Origin of the sequence: Thermoproteus uzoniensis 768-20, from assembly GCF_000193375.1 — an archaeon.
In the GTDB taxonomy this organism is placed as follows: Archaea; Thermoproteota; Thermoprotei; order Thermoproteales; family Thermoproteaceae; genus Thermoproteus; species Thermoproteus uzoniensis_A.
Map to the genome: position 1 here is coordinate 905,641 of NC_015315.1, position 21,527 is coordinate 927,167.

At 62.2% G+C, this 21,527-nt stretch carries 36 protein-coding genes; 23 read left to right on the forward strand and 13 right to left on the reverse strand.

Features of this window, described 5'->3' with window-relative positions:
• Positions 1 to 17: 17 nt before the first annotated feature.
• From TUZN_RS04945 to TUZN_RS04955, 3 genes are all read left to right on the forward strand, one after another.
• Positions 18 to 260 (forward strand): sulfurtransferase TusA family protein, encoded by a 243-nt coding sequence (locus tag TUZN_RS04945; RefSeq protein ID WP_013679849.1) that lies wholly within the window; start codon positions 18 to 20, stop codon positions 258 to 260.
• Between the two features lie 60 nt (positions 261 to 320).
• The gene (locus TUZN_RS04950; RefSeq protein ID WP_013679850.1) at positions 321 to 1,178 is read left to right on the forward strand and encodes a sulfurtransferase; all 858 of its coding nucleotides are present in this window, start codon (positions 321 to 323) and stop codon (positions 1,176 to 1,178) included.
• Positions 1,179 to 1,276: 98 nt separating this feature from the next.
• Positions 1,277 to 1,771, forward strand: coding sequence for a PaREP1 family protein (locus TUZN_RS04955; RefSeq protein WP_148678595.1), 495 nt, complete (start codon positions 1,277 to 1,279; stop codon positions 1,769 to 1,771).
• 111 nt (positions 1,772 to 1,882) lie between these two features.
• Here the strand turns inward: TUZN_RS04955 and dpdh are convergent, their stop codons facing one another.
• A complete protein-coding gene (gene dpdh / locus TUZN_RS04960) occupies positions 1,883 to 2,980 on the reverse strand; it encodes a D-proline dehydrogenase (RefSeq protein WP_052886104.1) in 1,098 nt (365 codons plus the stop codon).
• Positions 2,981 to 3,085: 105 nt separating this feature from the next.
• Here dpdh and TUZN_RS04965 point away from each other — a divergent pair, with 105 nt between their 5' ends.
• Both TUZN_RS04965 and TUZN_RS04970 read left to right on the forward strand, forming a co-directional pair.
• Positions 3,086 to 3,664 (forward strand): helix-turn-helix domain-containing protein, encoded by a 579-nt coding sequence (locus TUZN_RS04965; protein WP_013679853.1) that lies wholly within the window; start codon positions 3,086 to 3,088, stop codon positions 3,662 to 3,664.
• 16 nt (positions 3,665 to 3,680) lie between these two features.
• Positions 3,681 to 4,550, forward strand: a complete 870-nt coding sequence (locus TUZN_RS04970) for a pirin family protein (RefSeq protein WP_013679854.1) — start codon at positions 3,681 to 3,683, stop codon at positions 4,548 to 4,550.
• 106 nt (positions 4,551 to 4,656) lie between these two features.
• Here TUZN_RS04970 and TUZN_RS04975 read toward each other — a convergent pair whose 3' ends face one another.
• On the reverse strand, positions 4,657 to 5,319 hold the full coding sequence (locus TUZN_RS04975) for a hypothetical protein (protein WP_013679855.1): 663 nt from the start codon (positions 5,317 to 5,319) through the stop codon (positions 4,657 to 4,659).
• A gap of 228 nt (positions 5,320 to 5,547) precedes the next feature.
• Between TUZN_RS04975 and TUZN_RS11015 the strand changes: the two genes are divergently transcribed.
• Both TUZN_RS11015 and TUZN_RS04980 read left to right on the forward strand, forming a co-directional pair.
• The gene (locus TUZN_RS11015; RefSeq protein WP_013679856.1) at positions 5,548 to 5,721 is read left to right on the forward strand and encodes a YHS domain-containing protein; all 174 of its coding nucleotides are present in this window, start codon (positions 5,548 to 5,550) and stop codon (positions 5,719 to 5,721) included.
• A gap of 49 nt (positions 5,722 to 5,770) precedes the next feature.
• Positions 5,771 to 6,226, forward strand: coding sequence for a helix-turn-helix transcriptional regulator (locus tag TUZN_RS04980; RefSeq protein ID WP_013679857.1), 456 nt, complete (start codon positions 5,771 to 5,773; stop codon positions 6,224 to 6,226).
• Here the strand turns inward: TUZN_RS04980 and TUZN_RS11020 are convergent.
• The gene (locus tag TUZN_RS11020; RefSeq protein ID WP_148678597.1) at positions 6,143 to 6,376 is read right to left on the reverse strand and encodes a hypothetical protein; all 234 of its coding nucleotides are present in this window, start codon (positions 6,374 to 6,376) and stop codon (positions 6,143 to 6,145) included. The two genes, TUZN_RS04980 and TUZN_RS11020, sit on opposite strands and share 84 nt — an antisense overlap.
• Positions 6,377 to 6,501: 125 nt before the next feature.
• Here TUZN_RS11020 and TUZN_RS04985 point away from each other — a divergent pair, with 125 nt between their 5' ends.
• From TUZN_RS04985 to TUZN_RS05010, 6 genes are all read left to right on the forward strand, one after another.
• Complete coding sequence (locus tag TUZN_RS04985; RefSeq protein ID WP_013679859.1) at positions 6,502 to 8,505, forward strand: thioredoxin domain-containing protein; 2,004 nt, start codon at positions 6,502 to 6,504, stop codon at positions 8,503 to 8,505.
• Positions 8,506 to 8,541: 36 nt separating this feature from the next.
• On the forward strand, positions 8,542 to 8,928 hold the full coding sequence (locus tag TUZN_RS04990; RefSeq protein ID WP_052886105.1) for a retroviral-like aspartic protease family protein: 387 nt from the start codon (positions 8,542 to 8,544) through the stop codon (positions 8,926 to 8,928).
• 241 nt (positions 8,929 to 9,169) lie between these two features.
• Entirely contained in the window at positions 9,170 to 9,637 is a 468-nt protein-coding gene (locus TUZN_RS04995) for a hypothetical protein (RefSeq protein WP_013679861.1), read from the forward strand.
• Positions 9,630 to 9,944 (forward strand): hypothetical protein, encoded by a 315-nt coding sequence (locus TUZN_RS05000; protein WP_013679862.1) that lies wholly within the window; start codon positions 9,630 to 9,632, stop codon positions 9,942 to 9,944. The genes TUZN_RS04995 and TUZN_RS05000 overlap by 8 nt, the downstream gene beginning before the upstream one ends.
• A gap of 116 nt (positions 9,945 to 10,060) precedes the next feature.
• On the forward strand, positions 10,061 to 10,561 hold the full coding sequence (locus TUZN_RS05005) for a carbonic anhydrase (protein WP_013679863.1): 501 nt from the start codon (positions 10,061 to 10,063) through the stop codon (positions 10,559 to 10,561).
• A gap of 34 nt (positions 10,562 to 10,595) precedes the next feature.
• Positions 10,596 to 10,925, forward strand: a complete 330-nt coding sequence (locus TUZN_RS05010; RefSeq protein ID WP_013679864.1) for a hypothetical protein — start codon at positions 10,596 to 10,598, stop codon at positions 10,923 to 10,925.
• A gap of 364 nt (positions 10,926 to 11,289) precedes the next feature.
• Here the strand turns inward: TUZN_RS05010 and TUZN_RS05015 are convergent, their stop codons facing one another.
• Entirely contained in the window at positions 11,290 to 12,234 is a 945-nt protein-coding gene (locus tag TUZN_RS05015) for a DHHA1 domain-containing protein (protein ID WP_013679865.1), read from the reverse strand.
• A gap of 186 nt (positions 12,235 to 12,420) precedes the next feature.
• Here TUZN_RS05015 and mntA point away from each other — a divergent pair, with 186 nt between their 5' ends.
• The 3 genes from mntA to TUZN_RS05030 all read left to right on the forward strand — a co-directional run bounded on the left by mntA (position 12,421) and on the right by TUZN_RS05030 (position 14,233).
• Positions 12,421 to 13,146 (forward strand): type VII toxin-antitoxin system MntA family adenylyltransferase antitoxin, encoded by a 726-nt coding sequence (mntA, locus tag TUZN_RS05020; RefSeq protein WP_052886106.1) that lies wholly within the window; start codon positions 12,421 to 12,423, stop codon positions 13,144 to 13,146.
• Between the two features lie 138 nt (positions 13,147 to 13,284).
• Positions 13,285 to 13,806, forward strand: a complete 522-nt coding sequence (locus tag TUZN_RS05025) for a DUF6036 family nucleotidyltransferase (RefSeq protein ID WP_013679867.1) — start codon at positions 13,285 to 13,287, stop codon at positions 13,804 to 13,806.
• 28 nt (positions 13,807 to 13,834) lie between these two features.
• Positions 13,835 to 14,233, forward strand: coding sequence for a hypothetical protein (locus TUZN_RS05030; RefSeq protein ID WP_237698273.1), 399 nt, complete (start codon positions 13,835 to 13,837; stop codon positions 14,231 to 14,233).
• 286 nt (positions 14,234 to 14,519) lie between these two features.
• On the opposite strand, the gene TUZN_RS05035 is transcribed toward TUZN_RS05030, so the two are convergent.
• Positions 14,520 to 14,942 (reverse strand): PaREP1 family protein, encoded by a 423-nt coding sequence (locus TUZN_RS05035; RefSeq protein WP_013679869.1) that lies wholly within the window; start codon positions 14,940 to 14,942, stop codon positions 14,520 to 14,522.
• 286 nt (positions 14,943 to 15,228) lie between these two features.
• Positions 15,229 to 15,417 carry a hypothetical protein gene (locus TUZN_RS05040; RefSeq protein WP_013679870.1) on the reverse strand — a complete coding sequence of 63 codons (189 nt, stop codon included), beginning with the start codon at positions 15,415 to 15,417 and terminating at the stop codon, positions 15,229 to 15,231.
• Between the two features lie 293 nt (positions 15,418 to 15,710).
• On the opposite strand from TUZN_RS05040, the gene TUZN_RS05045 reads away from it, so the two are divergent.
• The 3 genes from TUZN_RS05045 (at position 15,711) to TUZN_RS05055 (ending at position 17,139) form a co-directional block, all read left to right on the forward strand.
• Entirely contained in the window at positions 15,711 to 16,226 is a 516-nt protein-coding gene (locus TUZN_RS05045; RefSeq protein ID WP_013679871.1) for a PaREP1 family protein, read from the forward strand.
• Between the two features lie 71 nt (positions 16,227 to 16,297).
• On the forward strand, positions 16,298 to 16,555 hold the full coding sequence (locus TUZN_RS05050; RefSeq protein ID WP_013679872.1) for a 4a-hydroxytetrahydrobiopterin dehydratase: 258 nt from the start codon (positions 16,298 to 16,300) through the stop codon (positions 16,553 to 16,555).
• Positions 16,556 to 16,569: 14 nt separating this feature from the next.
• On the forward strand, positions 16,570 to 17,139 hold the full coding sequence (locus TUZN_RS05055) for a hypothetical protein (RefSeq protein WP_013679873.1): 570 nt from the start codon (positions 16,570 to 16,572) through the stop codon (positions 17,137 to 17,139).
• Here the strand turns inward: TUZN_RS05055 and TUZN_RS11465 are convergent.
• Genes TUZN_RS11465 through TUZN_RS05065 form a run of 3 tightly spaced genes read right to left on the reverse strand, consistent with a single transcriptional unit; the run spans position 17,136 to position 18,337 of the window.
• Positions 17,136 to 17,312, reverse strand: coding sequence for a hypothetical protein (locus tag TUZN_RS11465; protein WP_013679874.1), 177 nt, complete (start codon positions 17,310 to 17,312; stop codon positions 17,136 to 17,138). The genes TUZN_RS05055 and TUZN_RS11465 overlap by 4 nt on opposite strands.
• On the reverse strand, positions 17,306 to 17,626 hold the full coding sequence (locus tag TUZN_RS11470) for a hypothetical protein (protein ID WP_013679875.1): 321 nt from the start codon (positions 17,624 to 17,626) through the stop codon (positions 17,306 to 17,308). Before TUZN_RS11470 ends, TUZN_RS11465 begins: the two co-directional genes overlap by 7 nt.
• A 3-nt stretch (positions 17,627 to 17,629) precedes the next feature.
• Entirely contained in the window at positions 17,630 to 18,337 is a 708-nt protein-coding gene (locus TUZN_RS05065) for a molybdopterin-dependent oxidoreductase (RefSeq protein WP_202795131.1), read from the reverse strand.
• Positions 18,338 to 18,597: 260 nt separating this feature from the next.
• On the opposite strand from TUZN_RS05065, the gene TUZN_RS05070 reads away from it, so the two are divergent.
• Positions 18,598 to 18,894 (forward strand): ArsR/SmtB family transcription factor, encoded by a 297-nt coding sequence (locus TUZN_RS05070; RefSeq protein ID WP_237698274.1) that lies wholly within the window; start codon positions 18,598 to 18,600, stop codon positions 18,892 to 18,894.
• Positions 18,891 to 19,166: a hypothetical protein gene (locus tag TUZN_RS05075; RefSeq protein WP_148678599.1), complete on the forward strand. Its 276-nt coding sequence runs from the start codon at positions 18,891 to 18,893 to the stop codon at positions 19,164 to 19,166. Before TUZN_RS05070 ends, TUZN_RS05075 begins: the two co-directional genes overlap by 4 nt.
• 134 nt (positions 19,167 to 19,300) lie before the next feature.
• On the opposite strand, the gene TUZN_RS05080 is transcribed toward TUZN_RS05075, so the two are convergent.
• Positions 19,301 to 19,816 (reverse strand): hypothetical protein, encoded by a 516-nt coding sequence (locus TUZN_RS05080; protein ID WP_013679879.1) that lies wholly within the window; start codon positions 19,814 to 19,816, stop codon positions 19,301 to 19,303.
• 93 nt (positions 19,817 to 19,909) lie between these two features.
• Between TUZN_RS05080 and TUZN_RS05085 the strand changes: the two genes are divergently transcribed.
• Both TUZN_RS05085 and TUZN_RS05090 read left to right on the forward strand, forming a co-directional pair.
• Complete coding sequence (locus tag TUZN_RS05085; RefSeq protein WP_013679880.1) at positions 19,910 to 20,362, forward strand: DsrE/DsrF/DrsH-like family protein; 453 nt, start codon at positions 19,910 to 19,912, stop codon at positions 20,360 to 20,362.
• Positions 20,359 to 20,592: a sulfurtransferase TusA family protein gene (locus TUZN_RS05090; RefSeq protein WP_013679881.1), complete on the forward strand. Its 234-nt coding sequence runs from the start codon at positions 20,359 to 20,361 to the stop codon at positions 20,590 to 20,592. The genes TUZN_RS05085 and TUZN_RS05090 overlap by 4 nt, the downstream gene beginning before the upstream one ends.
• Here TUZN_RS05090 and TUZN_RS11605 read toward each other — a convergent pair.
• The 3 genes from TUZN_RS11605 to TUZN_RS05105 are packed head-to-tail and all read right to left on the reverse strand — an operon-like array spanning position 20,572 to position 21,526.
• Positions 20,572 to 20,892: a nucleotide-binding protein gene (locus TUZN_RS11605; RefSeq protein ID WP_052886107.1), complete on the reverse strand. Its 321-nt coding sequence runs from the start codon at positions 20,890 to 20,892 to the stop codon at positions 20,572 to 20,574. The genes TUZN_RS05090 and TUZN_RS11605 overlap by 21 nt on opposite strands.
• A 54-nt stretch (positions 20,893 to 20,946) precedes the next feature.
• Entirely contained in the window at positions 20,947 to 21,189 is a 243-nt protein-coding gene (locus tag TUZN_RS05100; RefSeq protein ID WP_013679883.1) for a hypothetical protein, read from the reverse strand.
• Complete coding sequence (locus TUZN_RS05105; RefSeq protein ID WP_013679884.1) at positions 21,182 to 21,526, reverse strand: hypothetical protein; 345 nt, start codon at positions 21,524 to 21,526, stop codon at positions 21,182 to 21,184. Before TUZN_RS05105 ends, TUZN_RS05100 begins: the two co-directional genes overlap by 8 nt.
• Between the last annotated feature and the right edge of the window lies 1 nt (position 21,527).

Here is a 21,527-nt window from a genome sequence, read left to right on the forward strand (position 1 = left end):
GAACGGGATTCCGAATCGTGAAGATAGTGGCGACCTACCGGTTTTCGCGGGACGACTCCTGCCACAAGCTGGGGCTCAGACACCCCGCATACCTCGTCATGGAGAAGATGAAGGAGCTGGGGCCCGGCCAGGCCCTGGAGGTCGTCACCGACGACTACGACTGGGCTCTGACCATAGAGATGATAGCCAAGGGCGCCAACTACGGAGTCGAGCGCGGCGAGGCGGGCGGGCTCCAGAGGATAGTGGTATACAAGCCCTAGCCAATACTGAACTTTTTTCAGTTTAGAATACGCTTTAAGGTCAATTACGGGGTTTATCCCATGTCCGAAGCGGTGGTGGAGACCGAGTGGGTCCAACAAAACCTGAACAACCCCAAGGTGAGGATCGTGGAGGTGGACTACGACCCGGCCACAGCCTACGAGCAGTGGCACGTGCCCAACGCCGTGTTGATCGCGTGGAAGGAGCTCAGACACCCCGTGAGGCGCGACTTCCTGGAGCCGAGCGACTTCGAGAGGCTCATGTCGGAGAGGGGCATATCTAACGACCACACCGTGGTGCTCTACGGCGACTACAACAACTGGTTCGCCGCCTACGCCTTCTGGCTGTTCCAGGCGTACGGCCACGAGGACGTCAGGCTAATGAACGGCGGGAGGACCGCGTGGGCCAAGGAGGGGAGGCCCACGACTAAGGACCGGCCGACGTTCCCCAAGACGCAGTACAAGGTGAGGCGCGTCGACTGGGGCTCTAGAAGGGCCTATCTGTGGGAGGTCCTCAACAAGGTAGTGCACGGAGAGGTCGGGAAGAACGTCTTGTTGGTGGACGTGCGGAGCCCGCCGGAGTATAAGGGCGAGATAACGGCGCCTCCCGAATACGCCAACGAGCAGACGCAGGTAGGGGGCCACATACCCGGCGCGATAAGCATACCTTGGGCGCAGGCCGTCGACCAGCAGACGGGCAAGTTCAAGCCGGTGGAGGAGCTGAGGAGGATCTACGAAGGCGCCGGCATCACCCCCGACAAGGAGGTGATCACCTACTGCAGAATAGGCGAGAGGGCGGCCCACACTTGGTTCGTCCTGAAGTACCTGTTGAAGTACCCGGCCGTGAGGGTCTACGACGGCTCTTGGGCCGAGTGGGGCAACTTGGTCGGGGCCCCCGTCAAGAAGGGCGACCAGCCGTAAATCGGCCCTCTTTTTTTGTCTCATATCGGCCCCATTTTTCGGGCCGAAATCTGGGCGCAACTTGAGGAGTGATAGAAGCTTATAAAAACTTTCTATTTGTGGATGTGGAGGCGATTTATCTACCCGCAGTGTTGGCTAGGCGGCTGAGGTCGTTGGCCGAGTCGGAGGCCGTGTCGCTGGAGGATTATCTGCTCGAAATCGCCTTCTCGAACATGGATCCCCCAGAAAAGGCGAGGACGTACGCCGAAGCCGCCCTAGAGCTCTTAAAAGCCGCCGATGAGGAGTTGAGGGCCGGCGATTTGAGGCAGGCCAGCGAGAAGATTTGGGGAGCCGCCGCGCTTGCGGTGAAGGCCTATGCCTACTGGCGGGAGGGGGTTAGGCTGGCGTCGCACGGGGAGCTCTGGCGCTACGCCAAGAAAACCGCCGACGAGCTGGGCGGCTGGGTACACGACGCCTGGGCACAAGCAAACGCCATGCACATAAACTTCTACGAGGGGTGGGCGACAGCGGAACAGGTAGCTGAAGCCCTAAAGCGGGTGGAGAAACTAGTAAAAGAAATAGTCGAGAGAGTGCGAACAAGAAGGTCTGCGTAGTTGTGACGCCACGAAGGCGTATGTGTAGGGCGGCGGGCCCCGCTACTACGAGAGGCGCCGCTTCAGGAGGTTAGACAATTGCTATACGCGACTGCCGGCGGCTTCCACGGCTCAAGAAAACCTTCTGGTGGTGATCGGCGTGTCGCGCCGCCGTCCGAGCGCCAGATCCGCCGCTATCCTGCCCATGGCCGGCGCATAGGTCCAGCCCAGTCTGCAGGTGCCGGTGGCGAAGACGACGTCGCCTCGCCTCTCCAGCACGGGCAGGCCGTCGGGAGTGCAGGGCCTGAACCCCACAGACGCGTCGACTACGTCAGCCTTGCCGACCCACCTGGCCGCCGCCTCGAGGACGTTGGGCAGATATTTTGCGTCTGGATGGGGGTCCAAGTCGAATCTGCCGGTGATCTTGACCCACCGCGAGAACGGCACCACGAAGACGCCGCCGACGAAGTCCGCCACGGTCCGCCCCGGCCTCTTCTCGGTCTTGGCCCGAACTCCGTATCCCTTAAGCGGCGCCACGGGGACGCCGAAGCGGCGGCTCCACCAGCCGCCTGCTACTACCACGGCGTCGGCCCTCAACACCTTGCCCCCCTCAAGCTCCACCGCGCCGTCGCCCACCTTCACCGCCCTCTTGTTGACCACCTTGACACCCGAGATCTCTCTGGCCAGCCTCTCTGCGGCCAGGTCGGTCGAGATGATCAAGGGATCCAGATAGACGATAGCCCTCGCCCCGTCGATCTCCCCGATCTCGAACCTCGGGCCTAGAGGGTCCCTCCTCAGCGCCTCTGCCTCTTTCTCCACGTCGTCGACAACCTCGTACACCGGCTCCTCCCTCAGCTCGAAGTCGTTCTGCTCCTCGGCTAGCCGTAGATACTCCCGCCGCGAGAACTGGGCCATCTCCTTCAAGAAACTCCACGTCTCCTCGCCGGGCTCCCTCCCGTACATCTTGAGGTAGAGCACGAGCCAGGCGAGGTCGAGGCTCCTCACGGCGGCCTTCCCGCGCCTGACCATGCCGAGATAGCGCTGGGCGTATCCCCTCACGTTTATTCTGTTGAGCTCGAACTTGGTGAACTCCAGGACCCCGGCCGCGGCCCTCGACGAGTGGGCCAGCCCGCCCATTTCCAGGAGCGTGACGTCGGCCCCCTCCCTCTTCAGATAATACGCGGCGAAGAGCCCCACCACGCCGCCCCCGACAACCACAAAGGTGGACACATCTAAATAATTCTCAGGAATATATATAGTTGGCCCCCGGCCCCAACACACTAGGCAAAAATTTCACACATAGGTGGGTATAAGACGCCGAGACGTATAGGGGCTATGTTGCGCCTGACGCCTACGGCCAAGCTTGTCATAAACTACATGGCGCTCCGCCACCTCGTGGACGGGGCGAGATACGTCACCTTCAGGGAGCTCGTCGAGCGGCTCGGCGTCTCCGAGCGGAGGCTGAGATCCGTCGTGCAGGAGCTGAGGCGCGCCGGGCTTGTGGAGGCCTATCTCGACCCCTCCAAGGGACGCGCCATACTCTACAGGCTTTCCTTCAACAACTTCGAGTTCGACGCCCCGCGGGTGAGGCCCGGCCTCTACTACATAGACCTCCCCCCAGACGCCAAAATACCTGGCGACCTCACCTTCAAGGCCTACTCCATCATAAGGGCGTCGCGCCTTCTGCTCTACACCCAGACGTTCGCCTCGCGGAAAGAGCTCTTCAGGCTGACCAAGTGCACTTGCTCGATAAAGCGATACGGCGAGGGGCCGCTCGCCGAGGCGCTGGAGGTGGTCAGGTCGGGCGGCATCGCGTCGGTCGTCTTCAGCTCCGCCGTCGACGAGGTGGACGTAGTTGGGCAAAAGCCTATATCGTCGTCGTATATAAAGATATATAGACACGTTTTTGTGTAGATAACGACATTATGCCATGGACGTCGAGTATTTGGTGGCCGGCTCGTGGACTAGGGACGGCGCCGGCGTAAAGCTCTACCGGGTCTTCGGCGACCCCGTCCTGGCCGAGCTGACCGACCCCTTCCTCCTGCTCGACCACTTCGGCTCCCGCTACCCCCACGAATATCTGGCGGGATTCCCGTGGCACCCCCACAGGGGGATCCAGACCATAACCTACCTCCTCAAGGGCGAGGTACACCACGAGGACTCTGAGGGGAACAAGGGGGTGCTGGGCCCGGGAGACCTCCAGTGGATGAACGCCGGCTCGGGGATATTCCACTCCGAGATGCCGAGGCCCTACAGACAAGACCCCGAGGTCTCGGGCTTCCAGCTCTGGGTCAATCTGCCGAGGAGGCTCAAGATGTCGGACCCCTTCTACAAGAACCTCAAAAGCGGCTCGATACCCAAAGTAGTGACGGACAGGGGCGCCGTCGTGAGGCTGATATCGGGCAGAGTAAGGGAGCCCGGAACAGGCGCAGTCGAGGGCCCCGTGTCAGGCCTCCCGATCCCCGTGGTCTACATGGACGTGGAGATTCCCGAGGGGGTCGAGTTCCTCTACGAGGTGGAGGAGGGCTGGAGAACTCTCGTGTACAACTTCGGAGGCCGCGCGAGGATACAGGGGAGGGCCGTGGAGGACAGATCGCTCCTCGTGTTGTCCAGAGACGGCGGCGTGTTGAGGGCCAGAGGCCCCGCCCGCTTCTTGTTGCTCTCCGGCGTCCCCATCGGCGAGCCTATCGCGTGGCGGGGGCCCATAGTCATGAATACGTGGGAGGAGATTAGAGAAGCATTCCTGGAGCTGGAGAGGGGTACTTTCATGAGGAGGAGGGCCTCCGTCGAGGATATATGACGGTGGAGGTCCCGAGGACGGCGCGCGACACGGCGGCGTGTTGCGCCGAGAACGTCGACGACGTCCTCGACGACTAAATCTCCCCCGCAGATAGGGGTAAAAAGGGCTATCCCTTTATGGTCGCTATGTATCTCCCGTGCCACCAGTGGAATAGGACGGCGCCGTTGTAGCCGTTCACGCTGAGCATCTGCATGTCGCCGTCGGGCGTCATGAAGTGTATAGTGTAGTAGCCGGGGAATACGTGGACCTCCTCTATCTCGGAGCCCGGGAAGTGCGCCGCGAGCCACCGCTCCGCTATCTCGACAGCGGTCTTGTTGTCGATAAGCATAGGCAAGCCGCGCCACATCATCGACTGGGGCTCCGGATGGATCACGCCGTTGGGGAACACCAAGAGCTCCTCCAGCGGCTTCCCGCCGCGCCCCACTATCACGTAGTAGTTGTACTGGTACTTCTCGGCCTCCAGCACCTCCAAGCCGGTCGCGCTCTCCACGTACTGCACGAGGTTCGTGTCGTTGACGTAGCCGACGCCGAGCTGCCGGCCTCCCCACATGGGGCAACCGCCGACGTATCCGTACTGGTACACGTTCGCGTATACGCCCCCGCCGGTCGCCCATCCGCCCATCATGCCCGCCATCGGCGCCCACTGGTACGGCCCCGTAGATCCCCACCAGCCCTCTCTCCAGATCGTCCACCCGAACACTAGGGCGCCTGCCGCCGCGGCTGCCGCCGCAGCTAGCAGGGCTATTGCCAACATCTTTCTGTTTTCCATGCGTGCTTAGGAGCTCGGCGATAAATCCCCTTCGTGAAACCTTGCGCTATCCCGGTTTCGAAGGAGCGAAACGCGCTACTCGAAAACTGCATAGGCGTCGAGCCTCCGCGTATCGGCTAAAGTTGCGCCGGACTTTCTATAGGGGAGGCCGCTTGCGATTGCACTAGCGCTGGGTCGCACATCGGCGCCTCGGGCGTAAAGGATAAATCGGGGAGGCGGGCGGAGGTCATGGCCATAGATCCCGTGTGTGGGATGGAGGTCGACCCAAAGACGGCGAAATATAAGACTATATATGGAGGCAAGATCTACTACTTCTGTTCCCAGGCGTGCAAGGAGGAGTTCGAGCGGAATCCCCAGCACTATCTGACGCATGGCCCGCAGGGCATGCCCCACAGGCATTAACGGAGCGGCCCGCAGGCTCGGGGCGGCCACGGCTCGCGGGATCGCCGCAGTGCTGGCGGTTGCCCTAGCCGCCTCGCTCCTTCTCGACTACATGCACGTAAGGTACATGTGCCCCGACTGCCCCTACCCCACGCCCATGTCCGTCGTCTTCTTCGCCCTGCTCTCCACGTTGGGGCTTGCCGTTTACGCCGTTCTGAGGACCTCGTCGGGCGGGGCGAGAGCCGGCGGGGATCTGGAGATGTTGGCGTCGCTTCTCAGAGAGCCGGATCGCTCTATGTACCTCAAGCTTGTGGCCCACGGCGGCGAGGCCCCGGTCGCCCAGATAGCGAAGGAGCTGGGCCTCAACAAGGTCAGGGCGTGGAGAGCCGCCCAGAGGTTGCAGGAAAAGGGCTTGGTCGAGCTGGAAAAAACCAAGGGCAGGTTAGTGATGCGTCTGAGATCTAGCTATCTGCCTCCAGAGCCAAAGAACCAGCAGGACCAGAAGCGCTATAAACAGCAACATTAGGAATAGGCCGAATATCCAGCCGAGGAACCCCCAAGGCCACATCCACCCGCCGCCCCACCAGCCTCCGCACATGGGGCACTGCCCGTACGACAGAGCCGCCAGGAGCGACAGCGCCGACAGCAACGCGGCGAATTTGGAAATCCGCGCCATGTGGGGACCTCCGCGCCGGGATTAAAACCTTCTCTGAAACCCGCCGCACGGACCTGCGCAACCTCGGTTACGCGAGCTGAAACCGGCGAGGGCCCAACGTTTTTAGAAGGCATTCGGGGGTATCCATGGAGGAGTTGCGTCTGAGGTGTCTGCAGTCTTCCGGCTCCCCCTTCGTCTTGGAGGGGCTGAACAGCAAGATCCGTTGGTGGGGCTGGTGCCGGGAGGCCTTCGAGATCGCTCGGAGGGAGGACAAGCCGGTGTTGGTGGACGTGGGGGCCGTGTGGTGCCACTGGTGCCACGTGATGGACGCCACAACCTACAGCGACGACGCCGTCGCCGAGATGGTGAACAGGGAGTTCGTGGCAATCAAGGTCGATAGGGACGAGAGGCCAGACGTCGACAGGCGGTTGCAGGAGGCGGCGCAGCTGATCTCGGGCCAGTCGGGCTGGCCCCTCACTGTCTTCATGACCCCGGAGGGCCGCGTGATCTGGGCCGCCACGTATCTGCCCCCGAGGAGGCAGATGGGGCTTCCCGGCATGGACGAGGTGTTGGAGGCCGTGGTCAAGGCGTATAGGGAGAGGAGGGGCGAGATCGAGCGGCTCCACGCAGACATAGCCGCGGAGCTCTCCAGCTGGCATTCGCCGAGCGCGGGGGAGCCCAGGAGGGATGCCCAGCTCGATGTCTTGGCCGCCCTCGCCGCGTCCTTCGACGAAGAGTTCGGCGGGTTCGGAGGGGCGCCTAAGTTCCCGCCCATAACCCAGCTGGAGCTCTTGTTGACGCGGCATTTCTACGACGGCGTTGGGATATACGGCAAGATGGCCGAGAGGACCTTGGACGCCATGGCGCTGGGAGGCGTCTACGACCAGCTTCTGGGCGGCTTCTTCAGATACTCCACGGACCGCCTCTGGCTTATACCCCACTACGAGAAGCTCCTCGTCGACAACGCAGAGCTTCTGGCCCTATACGCCAAGGCCTATAGGCACTTCGGGAAGAGGCTCTACAGAAAAGTCGCCGAGGGGATTGTCAAGTGGCTGGACGAGTTCATGAGGGCCCCCGGCGGCGGCTACTACGCGAGCCAGGACGCCGACGTGGAGGGGGAGGAGGGCGGGTACTACCGCTGGAGCTTGGAGGAGCTGAGGTCCATCCTCGGCGGGAGGTACGGCGTAGCCGCGAGGCACTTCGGCCTGGAGGACTTCGACTGGCCCGAGGGCAAGGCCACGCTTAGAGTCGCCGTGCCTATGGAGGGGCCGGAGGTTGAGGAGGTGTACCGGATACTGCTGGAGGCCAGACGGCGCCGGAAGCCGCCGTTCGTGGACAAGACTATATACGTCGGCTGGAGCTGCGCGATGGCCTACGCCGAGCTCCTCTCGGCCCGCCTCGCAGGCGTCGGGGACAGACGGCACGCCCTCGACACGCTCGAGCTCATCGCGAGGAGGTACGGCTCCGACGGCGCCCTGCCCCGCGGCTACCGGGGAGGCTCGCCCATCGGCGTCCCCACCGTGGAGGACTACGCCTACTGCGCCCTCGCGCTCGTGGAGGGCTTCTCCCAAACCGGCGACCTCCGGCTTGTCGAGGCCGCCGACAAGCTGGGCGGCGATCTGGCCTCCAAGTTCCTGGACGCCGGCGGCTTCAAGGACGTGGAGAAGGCAGACGACGTCGTCGGGATCCCCAACTACCCCTTCCTCGACACCCCCAACTTCTCCGGCAACTCTCTGGCGGCCATCTCCCTGGCCCTTCTCTCCGAGATTACGGGGCGGCGGGAGTACAGAGACGCGGCGTATGGGGCCGTGTCCGCCCTCTACGGCAAGATGGAGCGCGTGGGGCCGTCCGCATCCGGCATGTGGATAGCGCTGGACCTCCTCGCGGTGCCGCCGCCGAGGACTGTCGTGGTCGGAGACTCGCCGGAGCTGTGGAGGGCCGCCCTGGAGGCCTATCGGCCGTGGCACGTCGTCGTGCCTGTCGTGGAGGGCTGGCCTTTCCCCGAGTCCTCGATAAGGGCCATGGCGCGCGGGCCCAAGCCCGCGGCCTACGTCTGCGCTGGCACTGCCTGTAGCATGCCGATAAGGGATCCGGACGAGTTGCGGAGGGCCGTTGAGGCCTTCGCGAAGGACGCCTACGCCCTAAAGTAGCGCCCCAAATTTTTAAGCCCCGGCCCCCACATCTCCGTGGGCCACGTGTGGGTGGACGCCGTGGTGGCAAACGCCGAGGGGACCGCCCGCAAGTCGGTGAGGGCCTTAGTGGACACCGGCGCCACGCTGACTGTTCTGCCCAGAAGCCTCGCCGACGCGCTGGGCATAAAGCCCCACTCGATCTCTAGAGTGGAGACGGGCGCCGGCGTGGTCACGATGGAGCGGGGGAGGGCCTACGTCGAGATAATGGGCCGCGGCGAGGTCGTCCCCGTCTTGATCTCGGACGTGGCGGACAAGGTGCTCATAGGCGTCACCACGCTGGAGATCCTCGAGCTGGAGGTCGACCCAGTGACGGGGAGGCTGAAGGAGAGGGCTCTGCTTCTCTACACAGTCGTGGAGTCCGGGCCTAGAGGCCGATTTTAACATCTGAATTGTCGACTATGCGGCGACGGCTTTGCGTATCCAGCACCGTCCGGCATCATAGAGACTGAAAGTCTCCTCACAACGCTGATCAAAGAGGATCTAACAACATCGACGCCTCGATATGGAGAGATAGATCGATGGGTACTAATATAGATAAGAATATATAATAGTACAATTTTATAAATAAGTACAAAAACCTAAAATGGAGGAAAATTTAAAAATACAGTTACACAGTAGATCAATGTCTATTCCTGGACTAGAGGCGGGCATACATGTATTTTTTGCTACTCTGGCGGCGCTGGACGCGACGGCGTTGCTCGCGATGGTATATCTCCGGGCCACTAAGTACATAAGGCCGTTGGCAGTCGCCCTAGCCGTCTTGGTATGGCTGAGCTGGATAGCAGTGGCGCCCGTCTACGTGATAGAGTACCCCGCCGATAGGAAGGTCATCCTGGCCAACAAGATGACCGCGGCGGCCCAAGAACTAGGTATGGAGATCAAGGAGCATATATTCTACACTGGCTTGATGCTAGCTACCTTTGTCCCCATCGCCGCGTACGGCGTGGATCCGGCGTCGGAGAGCGGCAGAAGACTGCTCTTATGGAGCCTTGTCGCTTTGCTCATCGGATACTTCGTGATGGACTTCCTCGGCGCCTGGATAGGGGTATCAGCTAAAATGGCTTGGGCCGCTAAGGCGGGCTATGGATAGGGCCGGCCGCTTCACGGTAGCCTCGGCAGTTGGATACGTCGTCGCCGCCCTATTCAATGCGATTCTCGATGTCGTTAAGGAGTCCGTCAAGGCCGTAAACGCTTGGTTGACCACGACGTTCGGCCACCACTGGATAGGCCACGGCGTCTTGGTCGTCTTGTCGTTCGTAATAGCCACTGCGCTGGCCGCTCTAGTCTATCGAGGGACGCCCACCGACTCCACGATCAGGAAAATAACGATCGCGGTGTTGGCCACAACCATAGTAAGCGTATTGATCATAGCGACCTTTTACACAACTCACGGATAAAATAATTCTTCATTTTTTGTTTTATTAGTCGAGATTGCCGCAGTCTGCAGAGGTCGCCGCGTTCGGCTCGCTGGGCGTAGAGGCTCAGCTGTTTTAAACCCCTGTAGATCTCGCGCGTGTGTCTCGAGGGATTTGCCAAGGTGAGGGCCGGGGTGGGGGCTCTCTCCGCCGCAGAGATCTTGAGGCAGATTAGGGAAACCGCGGCGGCGCAGAGGCCAAGATGCGCCGTGCTTACCTGTAGCGACTCCCGCGTCTCGCCGGAGCTCCTCACCCTCTCGGGCGTAGGGGAGATGTTCGTCGTGAGGGTTGCGGGAAACGTCGTCGACGACTTGGTCTACCACTCTCTGAAATTCGCCGTAGATAGGCTGGGCGTGAGGACCATATACGTGGTCGGCCACAAGAGGTGCGGAGCGGTGGCCCTAGGCCTAGACGGCGCCGCGCCGCCTCCGATACAGAGGCAGATAGACGAGGCTGTCAAGAGGGCGGGCAGTCGGGAGCCGGAGGCCGTGGAGGTCGAGAACGTGAGGGTCTCGTGCGAGAAGTTGAGGGATATAGGCGCGCGTGTTGAGGGCTACTACTACGACATAGACGCGGTCGAGCTGAAGAGGGTCTGCTGACGCAACCCTTAATAACGCGGTCTTGAGGCACCCTATGGCCTACGTCCACAGTCTCGTCGGGCTGTTAGTCGGCTGGATCGTGTCGACGATAGCCGTGTGGATCGCGCTCAAGATATACCCCGGGAGGCAGAAGAACGAGAGCTTGGCCGGGGCGGCCGTGACCGCGCTGGTCGGCGCCCTCATCTTCTGGTTCTTCCGCGCGGTAGTTGGGATACCTCTCATAGGCGGGATCCTCGCCTTGCTGGTGTGGCTGTACGTCTTGAGGAAGCTCCAAGGCGTCGGCTGGCTGGGCGCCGCGGCGCTGGCACTGTTGATATGGCTCATAAACGGCCTCCTCGGCCTCTTCCTGCCGACTATCCTATAGGCCGCACCGAGACGTCAAGCCCTAACAGCCCGACGAGCCGACCTGGCGCATGGCTTTATATCGGTGCGTGGAGAAGCCCATGCCGGCCGAGCGCGCGAAGACCTGGAGGACCCGGCCGAGCCGCCGGTCGAGCATCCCGAGCTCCACAAGCCTGCCGTTCACCTATTCGAAGCCGCGGCGCGTTTCGTCTTCCGAATCTGCCGTCGGCCTCAATTCGTTCTCGATTCCCTCGCGCTTCACGGTAGGGGCTGTGCGCCTTCATGCGCGGCTCCAGCACGGCGACACGCCGACGCACGGCGCCGCCGAGATGGCGGACGTCCTCGGGCGCGCCGGCCGCGGGGCCTATCGCCAGGGGCGCGGCTCTCTACAGCCGCGAGATGAACCCGTTGAGCTCCTCCACCAGAGTCCTGAACATGTCCTTGGGTACTCTGGCCCCAGCGGCGTTTCTGTGGCCGCCTCCCGACACCCCGCGCCTTCTGGCGAAGTCTCTCAAGAAGGCGTTCAGGTCCACCGGGGGAGCAGAGCGCAGGCTCATGACGTATACGTCGCCTCTCTCCTCCGCCGCGATGCCCACGGGCGACTCCTTGAGGCCCCTCGCGAGAGTTGCGGCGAGGCCGAGAGGCCCCGGGGGGTTCACCACGTAGGCCACGCGGCCCTCCACGACTGCGTTCCTCTCCACCCAGCCCACGAGGGCCTCGTTGACCCTAGCCTGCTCCTCGGCCAGCCTCAGCAACTTCGGCAGAGCCGAGGGGGCGCCGTTTCTGGACAGATGGCCCACCACCTCCCGCTTGAACTCGTGGTCTTTCCGCGCCCGCTCCAGCCCCTGCATTAACACGCCGGCCTCGTAGTAGACTATCCGCCTATCCCACATCTCCAGCGCCTGTCTCACCCAGTCTGTGTGGTCCATGTAGTCGCTGATGGCGCCGTAGAGGGCGACTCTGCTGTAGAGCCGGGGCAACTTCCCGGCGAGCCGCCTGTAGACGAGCTCGGAGGCCGCGGCCCCCTCTTCGTGGACCACCTCCACGCCCGGCAGATCCGCGGAGAGGGGGTGGTGGTCTACGTACACGACGCGGCCTCGATGCGCCGAGAAGGCCTCCCGCGCCTCATCGAGGAACTTCTCGTCTATGGCCACGTCGACTATGTACACGTCCCCGGCGGCGGCCTCCCGGAAGTCCTTGACCAGATCCACGGGATGGGTGAAGTAGATCCGCACCTCCTCGTACTCCTCCGCAAAGGCGGCCTTCACGAGCGCGGCCGAGCACACGCCGTCGGCATCTCCGTGGGCCAGAATCGTCAACGTCTTGCCCACGTGCGATATCCCAATATTTATTGAATTTACTTTGCGGGCCGAGCGCCTCCCAGAGGCCTTGACGACATGCCTAGCACTCCAGCGCCCATTTGATCCCAACATAGGCCGATGGCGTCTGTGGACGGCGCTACGCCATTCGCGATGGCCGCGGCGTCGGGGTTTTTAGACCTGCGTAGGTGTGGCGGCGTGAGGATTTTGAGGATTCTAGAAGACGCCGAGGCGAGGATTAAACGCGTCGAGTCGGCCGACGACGAGGATATACTGCGGTGGAATCTCTACGCCGCAGTCCAGGACGTGCTCGACGCCTTGGCTGTTCTCTTCTCGGAGCTGGGCTGGAGGAAGCCGCCGTCGTACACCCGACTTGTCCTAGAGGCGGAGGAGAGGGGCGTGTTGCCGCCCGGCTTCGCCCCCTTTGTGAAGATGCGGAACGCCTTGGCCCATGCGTATAGGGAAATAAATGCCCGCGAACTGGGGGAGATGAGGGCGAGGGCGCTGGAGGAGCTCCCGCGCCTCCTCGCCGCCGTTAAGTCGTTTGTAAAGGAGAGGGGAGTCGGCCCGGCGGTGGAGTGGGGGCCTGCCGCCGAGGTGTTTAGGAGGTTTGGGGTAAAGTTCGCCTACTTGTTCGGCTCCCGGGCCAGGGGGCTTGAGAGGGAGGACAGCGACTGGGACGTCGCGGTCTATTTCGGAAGGGACGTCTCCATTGTGGACGAGGCGGAGCTCGCGGCGGAGCTGTCGAGGGCGCTGGGGGCCGAGGTGGACGTGGTGGCGCTGGATGCGGCCGGCCTCGACCTCATCTACACGGTTCTGAGAGGCGGCGTGGTGATCTACTCCGTCGATGAGGAGTTGCGGAGGCGGTGGGAGATCGAGTCGTACCTAGAGTATCTGGACTACGCCAGCGGCTATCTAGACTGAGGAGGTTTTTAAGGCAGGCCACGCGTCTGACATGGATCTCGCAAAGTCGCCGGATATCTCCGTTGCGGCGGCTTTCGGGCCCGTCCTCGCAGTATTTCAGATCGGCGCAGATAGGGCATCGGCCGGGGCCCGAACTGTATGACAAGCCGGCTTCAACTACCGCGGGGCGTTAGGAGGGTGGCGGAGATATGCCGATCCTTGGGGTATAGAGTTTTTCTAATTGGGGCGAGGGCCTTGGAGCTCTACGGCCTGGTGCGGCAGACGGCTGATTGGGACTTAGCCATCGACCGGCCGTTCACCGTAGAGGTCAGAGATAGGCTCACAGAGGCGTTGAGGGGAGTCGGCTATTCCGTCCAGTGGAGGAAATGGGGGCTGTACGTGGACGCGGAGGGCGTACACGTGGACATAAACTATGCCCCCCTCATATTGGACGACGAGTTTGTCTCCAGGTGTAGGGAGGCTGAAGGCCTCCTAATACCGTCACCCGAAGATCTGGCTATCCTGAAGCTAGCGAGCGGCGAACGGAAGGACATAGACGACTTGAAGAAATTACTTAGGCTTCCCCTCGACTTGTCGTATCTGAGGAGGAGGGCCCTCCAGGCAGGTCTCGAGAAAGAGCTGGAGAGGATCTGGCGGAGGGTGCATGGTACTCGCCTTTAGAGAAGGGGGGTGTCTGCTCTTCGGAGCCGTGAGGCTGTCGGCAGAGGCTGTATACGTCTTGGAAGGCTGCGCCCTTGCTGGCTGGTCCGCCCTCGCCGCACGTCTAGGCACGGCGCTTCCTCTCCCATTCCATCCCCCATACCTCCAGTTCGTATGCCCGTCGCTCGATACTGTTGTTGAGAGGGCTGTGAAAACCTCTCTACGCGTCTGGAGGAGGCGGGGCCGCGTCTCCCTCGGCACTAGGCTGGGCAAGGAGGCCGAGGTAGTTGAGGGATTAGTCGCCGGCGAGCGCTTCCGCTGTGGGCTGTATGTGCAGTCGTGCGACGAGGCAGTTAGACACATCGCCGCGCACGGCCCCGGCGCTAAGTATCTGAAGTTATTGCCGAGGTACGTGGAGGACTTGTGTCTACAAGGGCATAGGCGTTAACGCGGGGCGTATCGAGCCTGAGATAGGTGGCCGCGGCACGCCCGCCGGCAACCCTCCGGGCCGCATCCGCGGCGGCAACCTAGGCACGGCGGGCTGTCCCTCTGCGCTATACGACCCCGTGTACCAAGGCTTTATTATCTCCCGTCTAGCCGGTGCGGCCACCTGGCGCGTCCACCTCGTTTGATAGGCCACCAGCTTGTGGACGCGGTTTGAGCAACTAGAAGGGGCCGCGGCATTAGAGCAACTCCTCCAAACTGTGTTCCTCACGGCCGCGCCACCTCTCAACTTACGACAATAGTCTCCTCAATATCTCAATAAGCCTCAGCGCGTCCTCTCTGTGAGCGTCAAAATTAAGTCTGGTTAGAAAGTTGTGATAAAAGTTTGAATGCAATCTTTCACAACTTGCAAAGAGTCTGCCCAGAGGCGCCCCCACCTCTTCGGAAAGCCTCTCTACAATTTCGGCGTAGTCCCGGTGGCTGTAGTGTCTCCAACCTCTCTTTTCCGCAATTGCGTTGAGCAACGCCGCGACGGCCCCCCAGTACTTCTCCCCGGCCTGCGGCAAGTCGCCCCTCGCATAGAGCTCCTCGGCCTCCCTTAGATATTTTTCCTGTAGCTCCAAGTAGATCTTAACCCTAACGTCAGGGTCGAGTTGCCGCGTTAACGCGTCTATCACTATCTCCTCCACGCTACTACCCCTCTCCTCGGCCATCTTTTTCAGTTCTTGAAAAAGTACTTGGGGGATACTTATCACAGCCCATATCTGGATTTAGTTTATTTCTTTAATTTCTCCGAGGAATGTCCCTTTCTGCTCTCCTGCGTTCCGGGGCACGGGACCCACGCGGCCCACCTACACCGGTTCTAGCCCACTCCAACGCCCCTGCTGTGGTAGATCTCGCCGATCCACACGTCCCCGTGCTCGATGACGGCGCCGACCTGCAAGACGTTGAATAAGCGCTACGCCAGCTGGACGGTTGCCGGCCCGCGCCCCCGGAGCCCTATCTGGAAGCCACGACGTAGTAGTAGGCGCAGTAGCTTGAGGAGTTCCAGCCTCGGCCTATCGCGCAGTCGAGCGAGGGGTTGTCGTGCAACTTGTAGAGCACGTTCACGGCGTAGACCGGCCGGACCGGCGCGAGCGCCATTACGGTCGCCAAGAGTGCGAGGGCCAAGATCAGAGGCGCCTCCACGACCGGACAAGAGGTGCGGCAGATATCAAAATGGCGGGACGGCCGCCGCGGGCTATCACGAGCTAACGTTGGAAAGATATCCGGACATCGGCCCCCTCTATACTCTTCCTGTGGTAATGTCGGATGTTTCTCCTGAATCAGAAAATACAACAAGAGGGGGTCATTCGCGAGGCCGTGGAGAATCTGCGAGGCGACCAGTCTGTTCGCGTATGCTTCCGCCCACTCCTTAGCTCCCCCACAAGTAACCTGCCCAGTAAGGCACAAACCATAAATAATCTCGCCGAGTATACGCCGTGGAGATACCCCAGACGCTTCTCGAGATGGCCAGAAGACAGGGTCTGGACCTCGTCGAGTTGGTGTCTAGAGCGCTGTCGTTGGATCCGAACAGACGGGCCTCGGCCCACGTGGAGCTCGCTGAGCGGTTCCTCGCCGAGGGGAGGGGATTGGTGGATAGGGACCCGGTACAGGCCTCCGAGAAGCTCTACAGGGCGGCCGAGGAGGCCGTGAAGGCGTTGGCCACAGCGCTGGGGCTGGGGGAAGCCGAGAGGGCGAGAGAGTACGGCCGCTGGACCGCCCAGTTGCTTTTCCAGGCGGTAGACTCGGCCTCGAGGATAGCTGGGAGAGACCTAAGGCTTCTCTGGCGGGCCGCGTGGTTCCTCCACGTCGAGGGGTTACACGAGGCGCGGCTGAACAGCGCACAGGTGAAGGAGGACGTAGAGTACGTCGAGAAGATCGTCGATCTAGCCTCAAAATATGTCAAGAAGGCTCGCGGCCTCGCCGAGGGCAACCGCGCCGGATCTGGGGCCTAGGGCTGACCGGGCCCCGCGGCGTCAGCCCGACCGGGTCGGCAACCGATAAATAGCTACATCGGAGTGTTGCCGTGAGGAAGGAGGAGTATATCGTGTATAGGATAAGGTTCAAGTCCCACACCGACGCGGCGAGGTTCTTGGCGAGCCTCGCAGAGGCCGCAGATAGGTTAGGCCACCACCCAGACGCGGAGTTGAGGTACACGGACCTCGTCCTCAAGCTAACGACACACGACGCCGGGAACAGAGTCACTGAGAGGGATCTATCGCTGGCGAGGGAAATCGAGAGGCTCCTGGAGGCGTATAGGGAATCCGTAATCGGAGTGGAGTAGCTGGATCCGCCGCGATGGGCGGGCTCCTGCTGGCGGCTGTCGCGTTGGGCGCTCTCCACATGGCGGCGCCTGATCACTGGGCGCCGTTGGCGGCGTCTTTGGCCAGGAGGCGCTACGGCAGATTTGCCTTGGTGGCCATATCGGCGTTGGTGGGCTTGACGCACGGCGTGTTGTCGGTTGCCCTTGCTCTTATCGCCGCCCTTGCGGGCGCCTACGTGTTGCCGATGGCCTACATCAAATACGTCTCGATAGCGCTGTTGGCGGCGGTGTCCGTCGGCGTATTGATCGGTGCAGTGCGTGGAGGCGGAAGCGGCATAGACGTGGAGGGCTCGGCGGCCGTCTCTGTGTTGCCCGACCCGGCGGCGATTCCCCTAGTCCTGGCCTCGTTGGCCCTCGGCAACTCGTACGCTTTCCTGGTCGCAGCTACCTTCGTCGTATCCAGCGCCGCGTCTCTGGCCTTTGTCATGTCGCTGGCGGACGCAGGTCTCTCCCGGGCGCTCCGGAGGGTAGACCCTCGATATTTCGACTACGTGGTGGCCGCCGTGTTGGCGCTGACCGCGCTCTACGTCTACCTAGCCCCCTAGGCCAAGAAGAACAAGCTGTCGAGGTAGACCACGGCGGCGAAGCCCGCTATTAACAAGGCCGGTATGACAGCGCTGTAGAGCGGGCGCCACGTCACGCCGCGTCTGATAAGCGCAAGGCCGACGCCGCTCGCTATGTGCAAGACGAAGAAGAAGGCCAGGGGATCTATCAGCAAGAGGTGGAGCTGTAGCCCGACCCCCTCGTCAACAAGCCGCCGGTGGCCGCGCTGATTAGGTTAGAGGTGACGGGGCCTGCGGCGAAGCCTGTCAAGGCCTCGGCGATCGCCAGCGCAAGCAGAGCCCAGGCGGTCTGCCTCTGGAGTTGCGGCGAGTATATGCTCCTGTTTATCTCGGGCACCGCCAGGGTCGCGCCCACCGCCGCCAGCAAATACGGCGACAGCGCCGGCTGTAGATACGCCGCTATCGACGCCAGCGCCGCCTCTATCTGCAGAGCCGCCGGGCCTAGGCCGGCCGCGCGGCCGGTTCCCATGGCCTACTCGCCGCCGTCTTTCCTGGCCACGTCCGGATAGCCCACCGACTCCCAGTAGCCTAGGTAGTCCTTGTCGGTGACTGTCAGCTTGACGAGCCACTTCACGCTCTTGTAGCCCCACCACCTCGGCACGACCAGCCTGACGGGGTAGCCGTGCTTGCTCGGCAGAGGCTCGCCGTCGGCCATATAGGCCACAAGCGTGTCGGGCTCCATCGCCTTCCACAGAGGCAGATCGCTGGTGTACCCGTCGGCCCCGTAGGCGACCACCTTGACGGCGTTTTTGGAGACGCCGGCCATGTTGAGTATGTCGCTGAGCTTGACGCCCCGCCACTTGACCGTCGCCCTCAAGAAGTAGGGATCGGAGACGCATTGGAGCGTCGTCACGAGCTCTACCGACGGCAGAGAGGCCAGCTCCTTGTAGGTAAGCTTGAGCGGGTTCTCGACGAGCCCGTCGACCACCAGCGCGTAGTTGCCCACGTCGACTGTAGGCGTCGGCCCGATCTGGACGACGTACCAGAGGTTCTCCGGCGTCAGCGGCGGCGCGCTCGTGGTCGTCGACCCGGTGTAGTTCTGTATAGCTGATATGTGGGAGTTGGGCGGGGGCTCCGGCCGACTCCCGCCTGTCTGGGGTAGCCGATACGTCGCGTAGCCGCCCAACACGGCGGCGCCGCCAGCGGCGAGCATGAGCTTTATGAAACGCCGCCTATCCATAGCCTCACGGAGCGCCCGGCCCACCTGTTGCGCGATATCCACACACGGCGTGGACGGCTGGAGCCGCCGTCTCGGCAGTCCGTTTGTCAACAGCAAAGGGGAGGGCGGCCGCCCTTGTCGAGTACATGATTGAGCACCCCGAGACGGCCCGCGCGGCGCCGGCCGCCGGAGTTGCGACAGGTTGACCGGCCTTCATGGCCATGTACGGCCTATTGGCGCGTATTAATCTTTCCCCAAAAATTTGGGTAAAATCTTATAAATTGGCTATCTGGGTCGCACTGTGGCTGGAAGACCGCGATGCGAGGAGGCTTATACAATTCCTCTTCTACGCCACGAGGGGCGGCCAGACGAGGCTGGCGATAGTGAAGGCCTTGAATGAGAGGCCCATGAACGCTAACGAGATAGCCAAGTCCCTCGGCCTCGACTACAAGACCGTCAAGCACCACCTGGAGGTGTTGATGAGGCACGGGCTTCTGGAGAGGGTGGGCGACGGCTACGGCTGCGTGTACATCCCGTCGCAACTGCTCAAGAGATACTGGAGCCTGATAGAGCCATGATGCTCTGGATGTTCACGGCGGCGGTCGGCGTCGCCGGGCTGTCGATACTCGTAATGACTCTGCGCGCGGTTAGAGGTCTGAGGACTACGCTGGTGGGGCGGCGGCTGTTCCTGGCAGTGGCCTTCCTGGCAGTCTCGGCGTTTATGAACGTCGCCGCCGCGGTGTACTTCGCCATGAGGGGGTACGGCCAGGACGCGGCTGTCCCCCTCCTGTCTCTGTCCGTCTTCCTGGCGCTCTCCGCGCTGAATCTGTACCGGTTCGTCTCCACGTAGGCCCACCGCGGCTATCCGCCGGGCAGTGGTGAGGGCTTGACGAGCCCAATGCGGCTCGGGTAGGCCGCGCGCCAGCGCGGACGCGCCGAGCGTCGCCGGTCTCGGCCCGCGGCTGGGCGCAACAAACCGGCGCTCTAGGGGGGCTCTACGGAGGCTTCGTAGCGCCTGACTATCCTGCTCTCGGCGGCCGTGAGGCGTCTCTTGGCTATCTCCGACTTCTCGACTCGGCCGCCGCTGGCCCTAACCTTGTAGAACGTGATCTCGCCGGGCTCCTCCCTCACGGCGTATCTCACCTCCTTGCCCTCGACGAGCTTGGGGAAGTCGTCGAGCTCCTCTACGGCGAAGTAGGCCGGCGTGTGCAGGACGGCCACCTTCTTGACGAGGGGCAGTATGGAGGCCACGGCGTCGGCGAGGCCGTCCCTATAGGGGCCCATGACGATGAAGGCGGAGTCCACTGGCCCCTCCAGACGCGAGGCCGGCGCCGCGCTCACCTTCTTCCCCCGCGCCATCAAGAGGGCGGCGAGGGCCGAGGCCAGCGAGATACAGCTGGGCGTGTCCTCGTACACCACGCTCACGTCGTCCAGATCCGCGGCCGCCTCAGCATATATTAACGAGAGCAGTGCTCTGTACTCCAGCTCGGCCGCGTCCATTGCATCGCGAACGCCGCAACTTATAGGTCTTTCGGAGGGTGAAAATTGGGCAGTGGACAGCCGTATTTTAAACCGAGCCGCTTCAGGGGCTACATGGAGCGGAAGTTGGGGATTGTGTTCGCCTCGGGCGCCGCGAACAGGATATGTTGCCTCGTCGTCTACGGCGCGGCGGCCCTGGCCTCCGGCTACAAGGTGACGGTCCACCTAGTCAACGAGGGACTCGTCGCGTTCAGGAAAGACGTGTTGCCGAAGCTCAACGCCGGCGGTCTGGAGACCGCTATGTCGCCCCCGATGTACGCCCCGTACGTCGAGACGTACCTCAAGAACCTAAAGGAGGCGGTGGCCAAAGGCGCGTTGAAGACTTGGTACGACTTCCTTAAAGACCTAAAGAGCCAGTACGGCGATAGGTTCAAGATATACGCGTGTCCCCTCGCGGCTCAGCTATACGGCATATCCAAGGGCGACTTAGTCGACGTGGTCGACGACATACGCGGCGCCGAGTACTTCTTAGAGGAGGTATACGGCGGCGTCGTGATGTACTTATGAAGCCCGCAAAGACCCTCGACGTGAGGGGCAAGTTCTGCCCGATGCCCGTTATGGAGACGGCGAAGGCCATCAACCAGATAAACGTCGGGGAGATATTGGAGGTGCTGGCGACGGACCCCGCGGCAGATCCCGACATAAAGGCGTGGGCCAAACGGACCGGCCACGAGGTCGTCGCGTCGGAGAAGACGCCGGAGGGGTATCTGAGGATATTAGTGAGGCGTCTGAAGTAGATCCCTCCTTTTTCCTTCCCAGACAGCCCTCAAGGCCTCGCTCAGCCTCAACGCCTCCTCCAGCCTGCCGTCGGACGCCATGGACTTGATGCCCTCGACAAGCAGCAGGAGGGCTCTCTTAAGCGCCGACCTTGCGGCGAGGGCGGCCGCCTCGTGGTAGCTGGGGTCTATGTAGTCGGGGCCGATCTTGAACGGAGCCACCTTGAGGCCCCTCTTCTGGAGCCCGTAGATTAAGGCGAGGGGTATAAGGGTCTTGCCCGACATGCCCTTGAAGGAGGAGGCTACCACGCGCGGAACCACGCGCCGATACGCCCGCGGCGCTATAAGTATTATTACCAGAAAATGTTAATTTAGTTAGACCTCCTCAGAAAGCTCGTAGGCGTATAGCAGAACTGCGATTATCGACATGGCGAAGATAGCCGTCCAGACGGTGCTCTGTATCGCGTAGTCCCTCTCTGAGCCGTACAACACAGCCGGGTTGCCGCCTTGCGAGAAGAAGCTGTAGACGGCGGGGCTCGCCAATATGGCCACGTTCAGCAACACCATCCCCACCGCGACCGCTACGCCTATGTATATAAGCAGATCGCGCCTATTCATGGCCCCGCCGCGACAGTTCGAAGTAGTACGATATGGCCGAGACGCCGGCCACGAAGAGCATCGCCGAGAGCACGCCGGCCGCCACGCGCTGGTAGGCGATCCCCTCGGCGATAGCATCCGGCGTCAACTGGGGCGAGGAGTAGACGGCGTAGACTGCCGACACTACGTAGGCGAACAGCACCGCCAACGCTATCTCCACGACGAGCGAGGCGTAGCCCATCCACCTCCTGTCGAGCTTCGCCAGGCTGATCACCACTATGGACCCCATGGTGGCGACAGCCCCCGCGATCACGGCGAGGGCGATGGGCGATGGGAAGCCGGCGGCTTGGAGGATCATG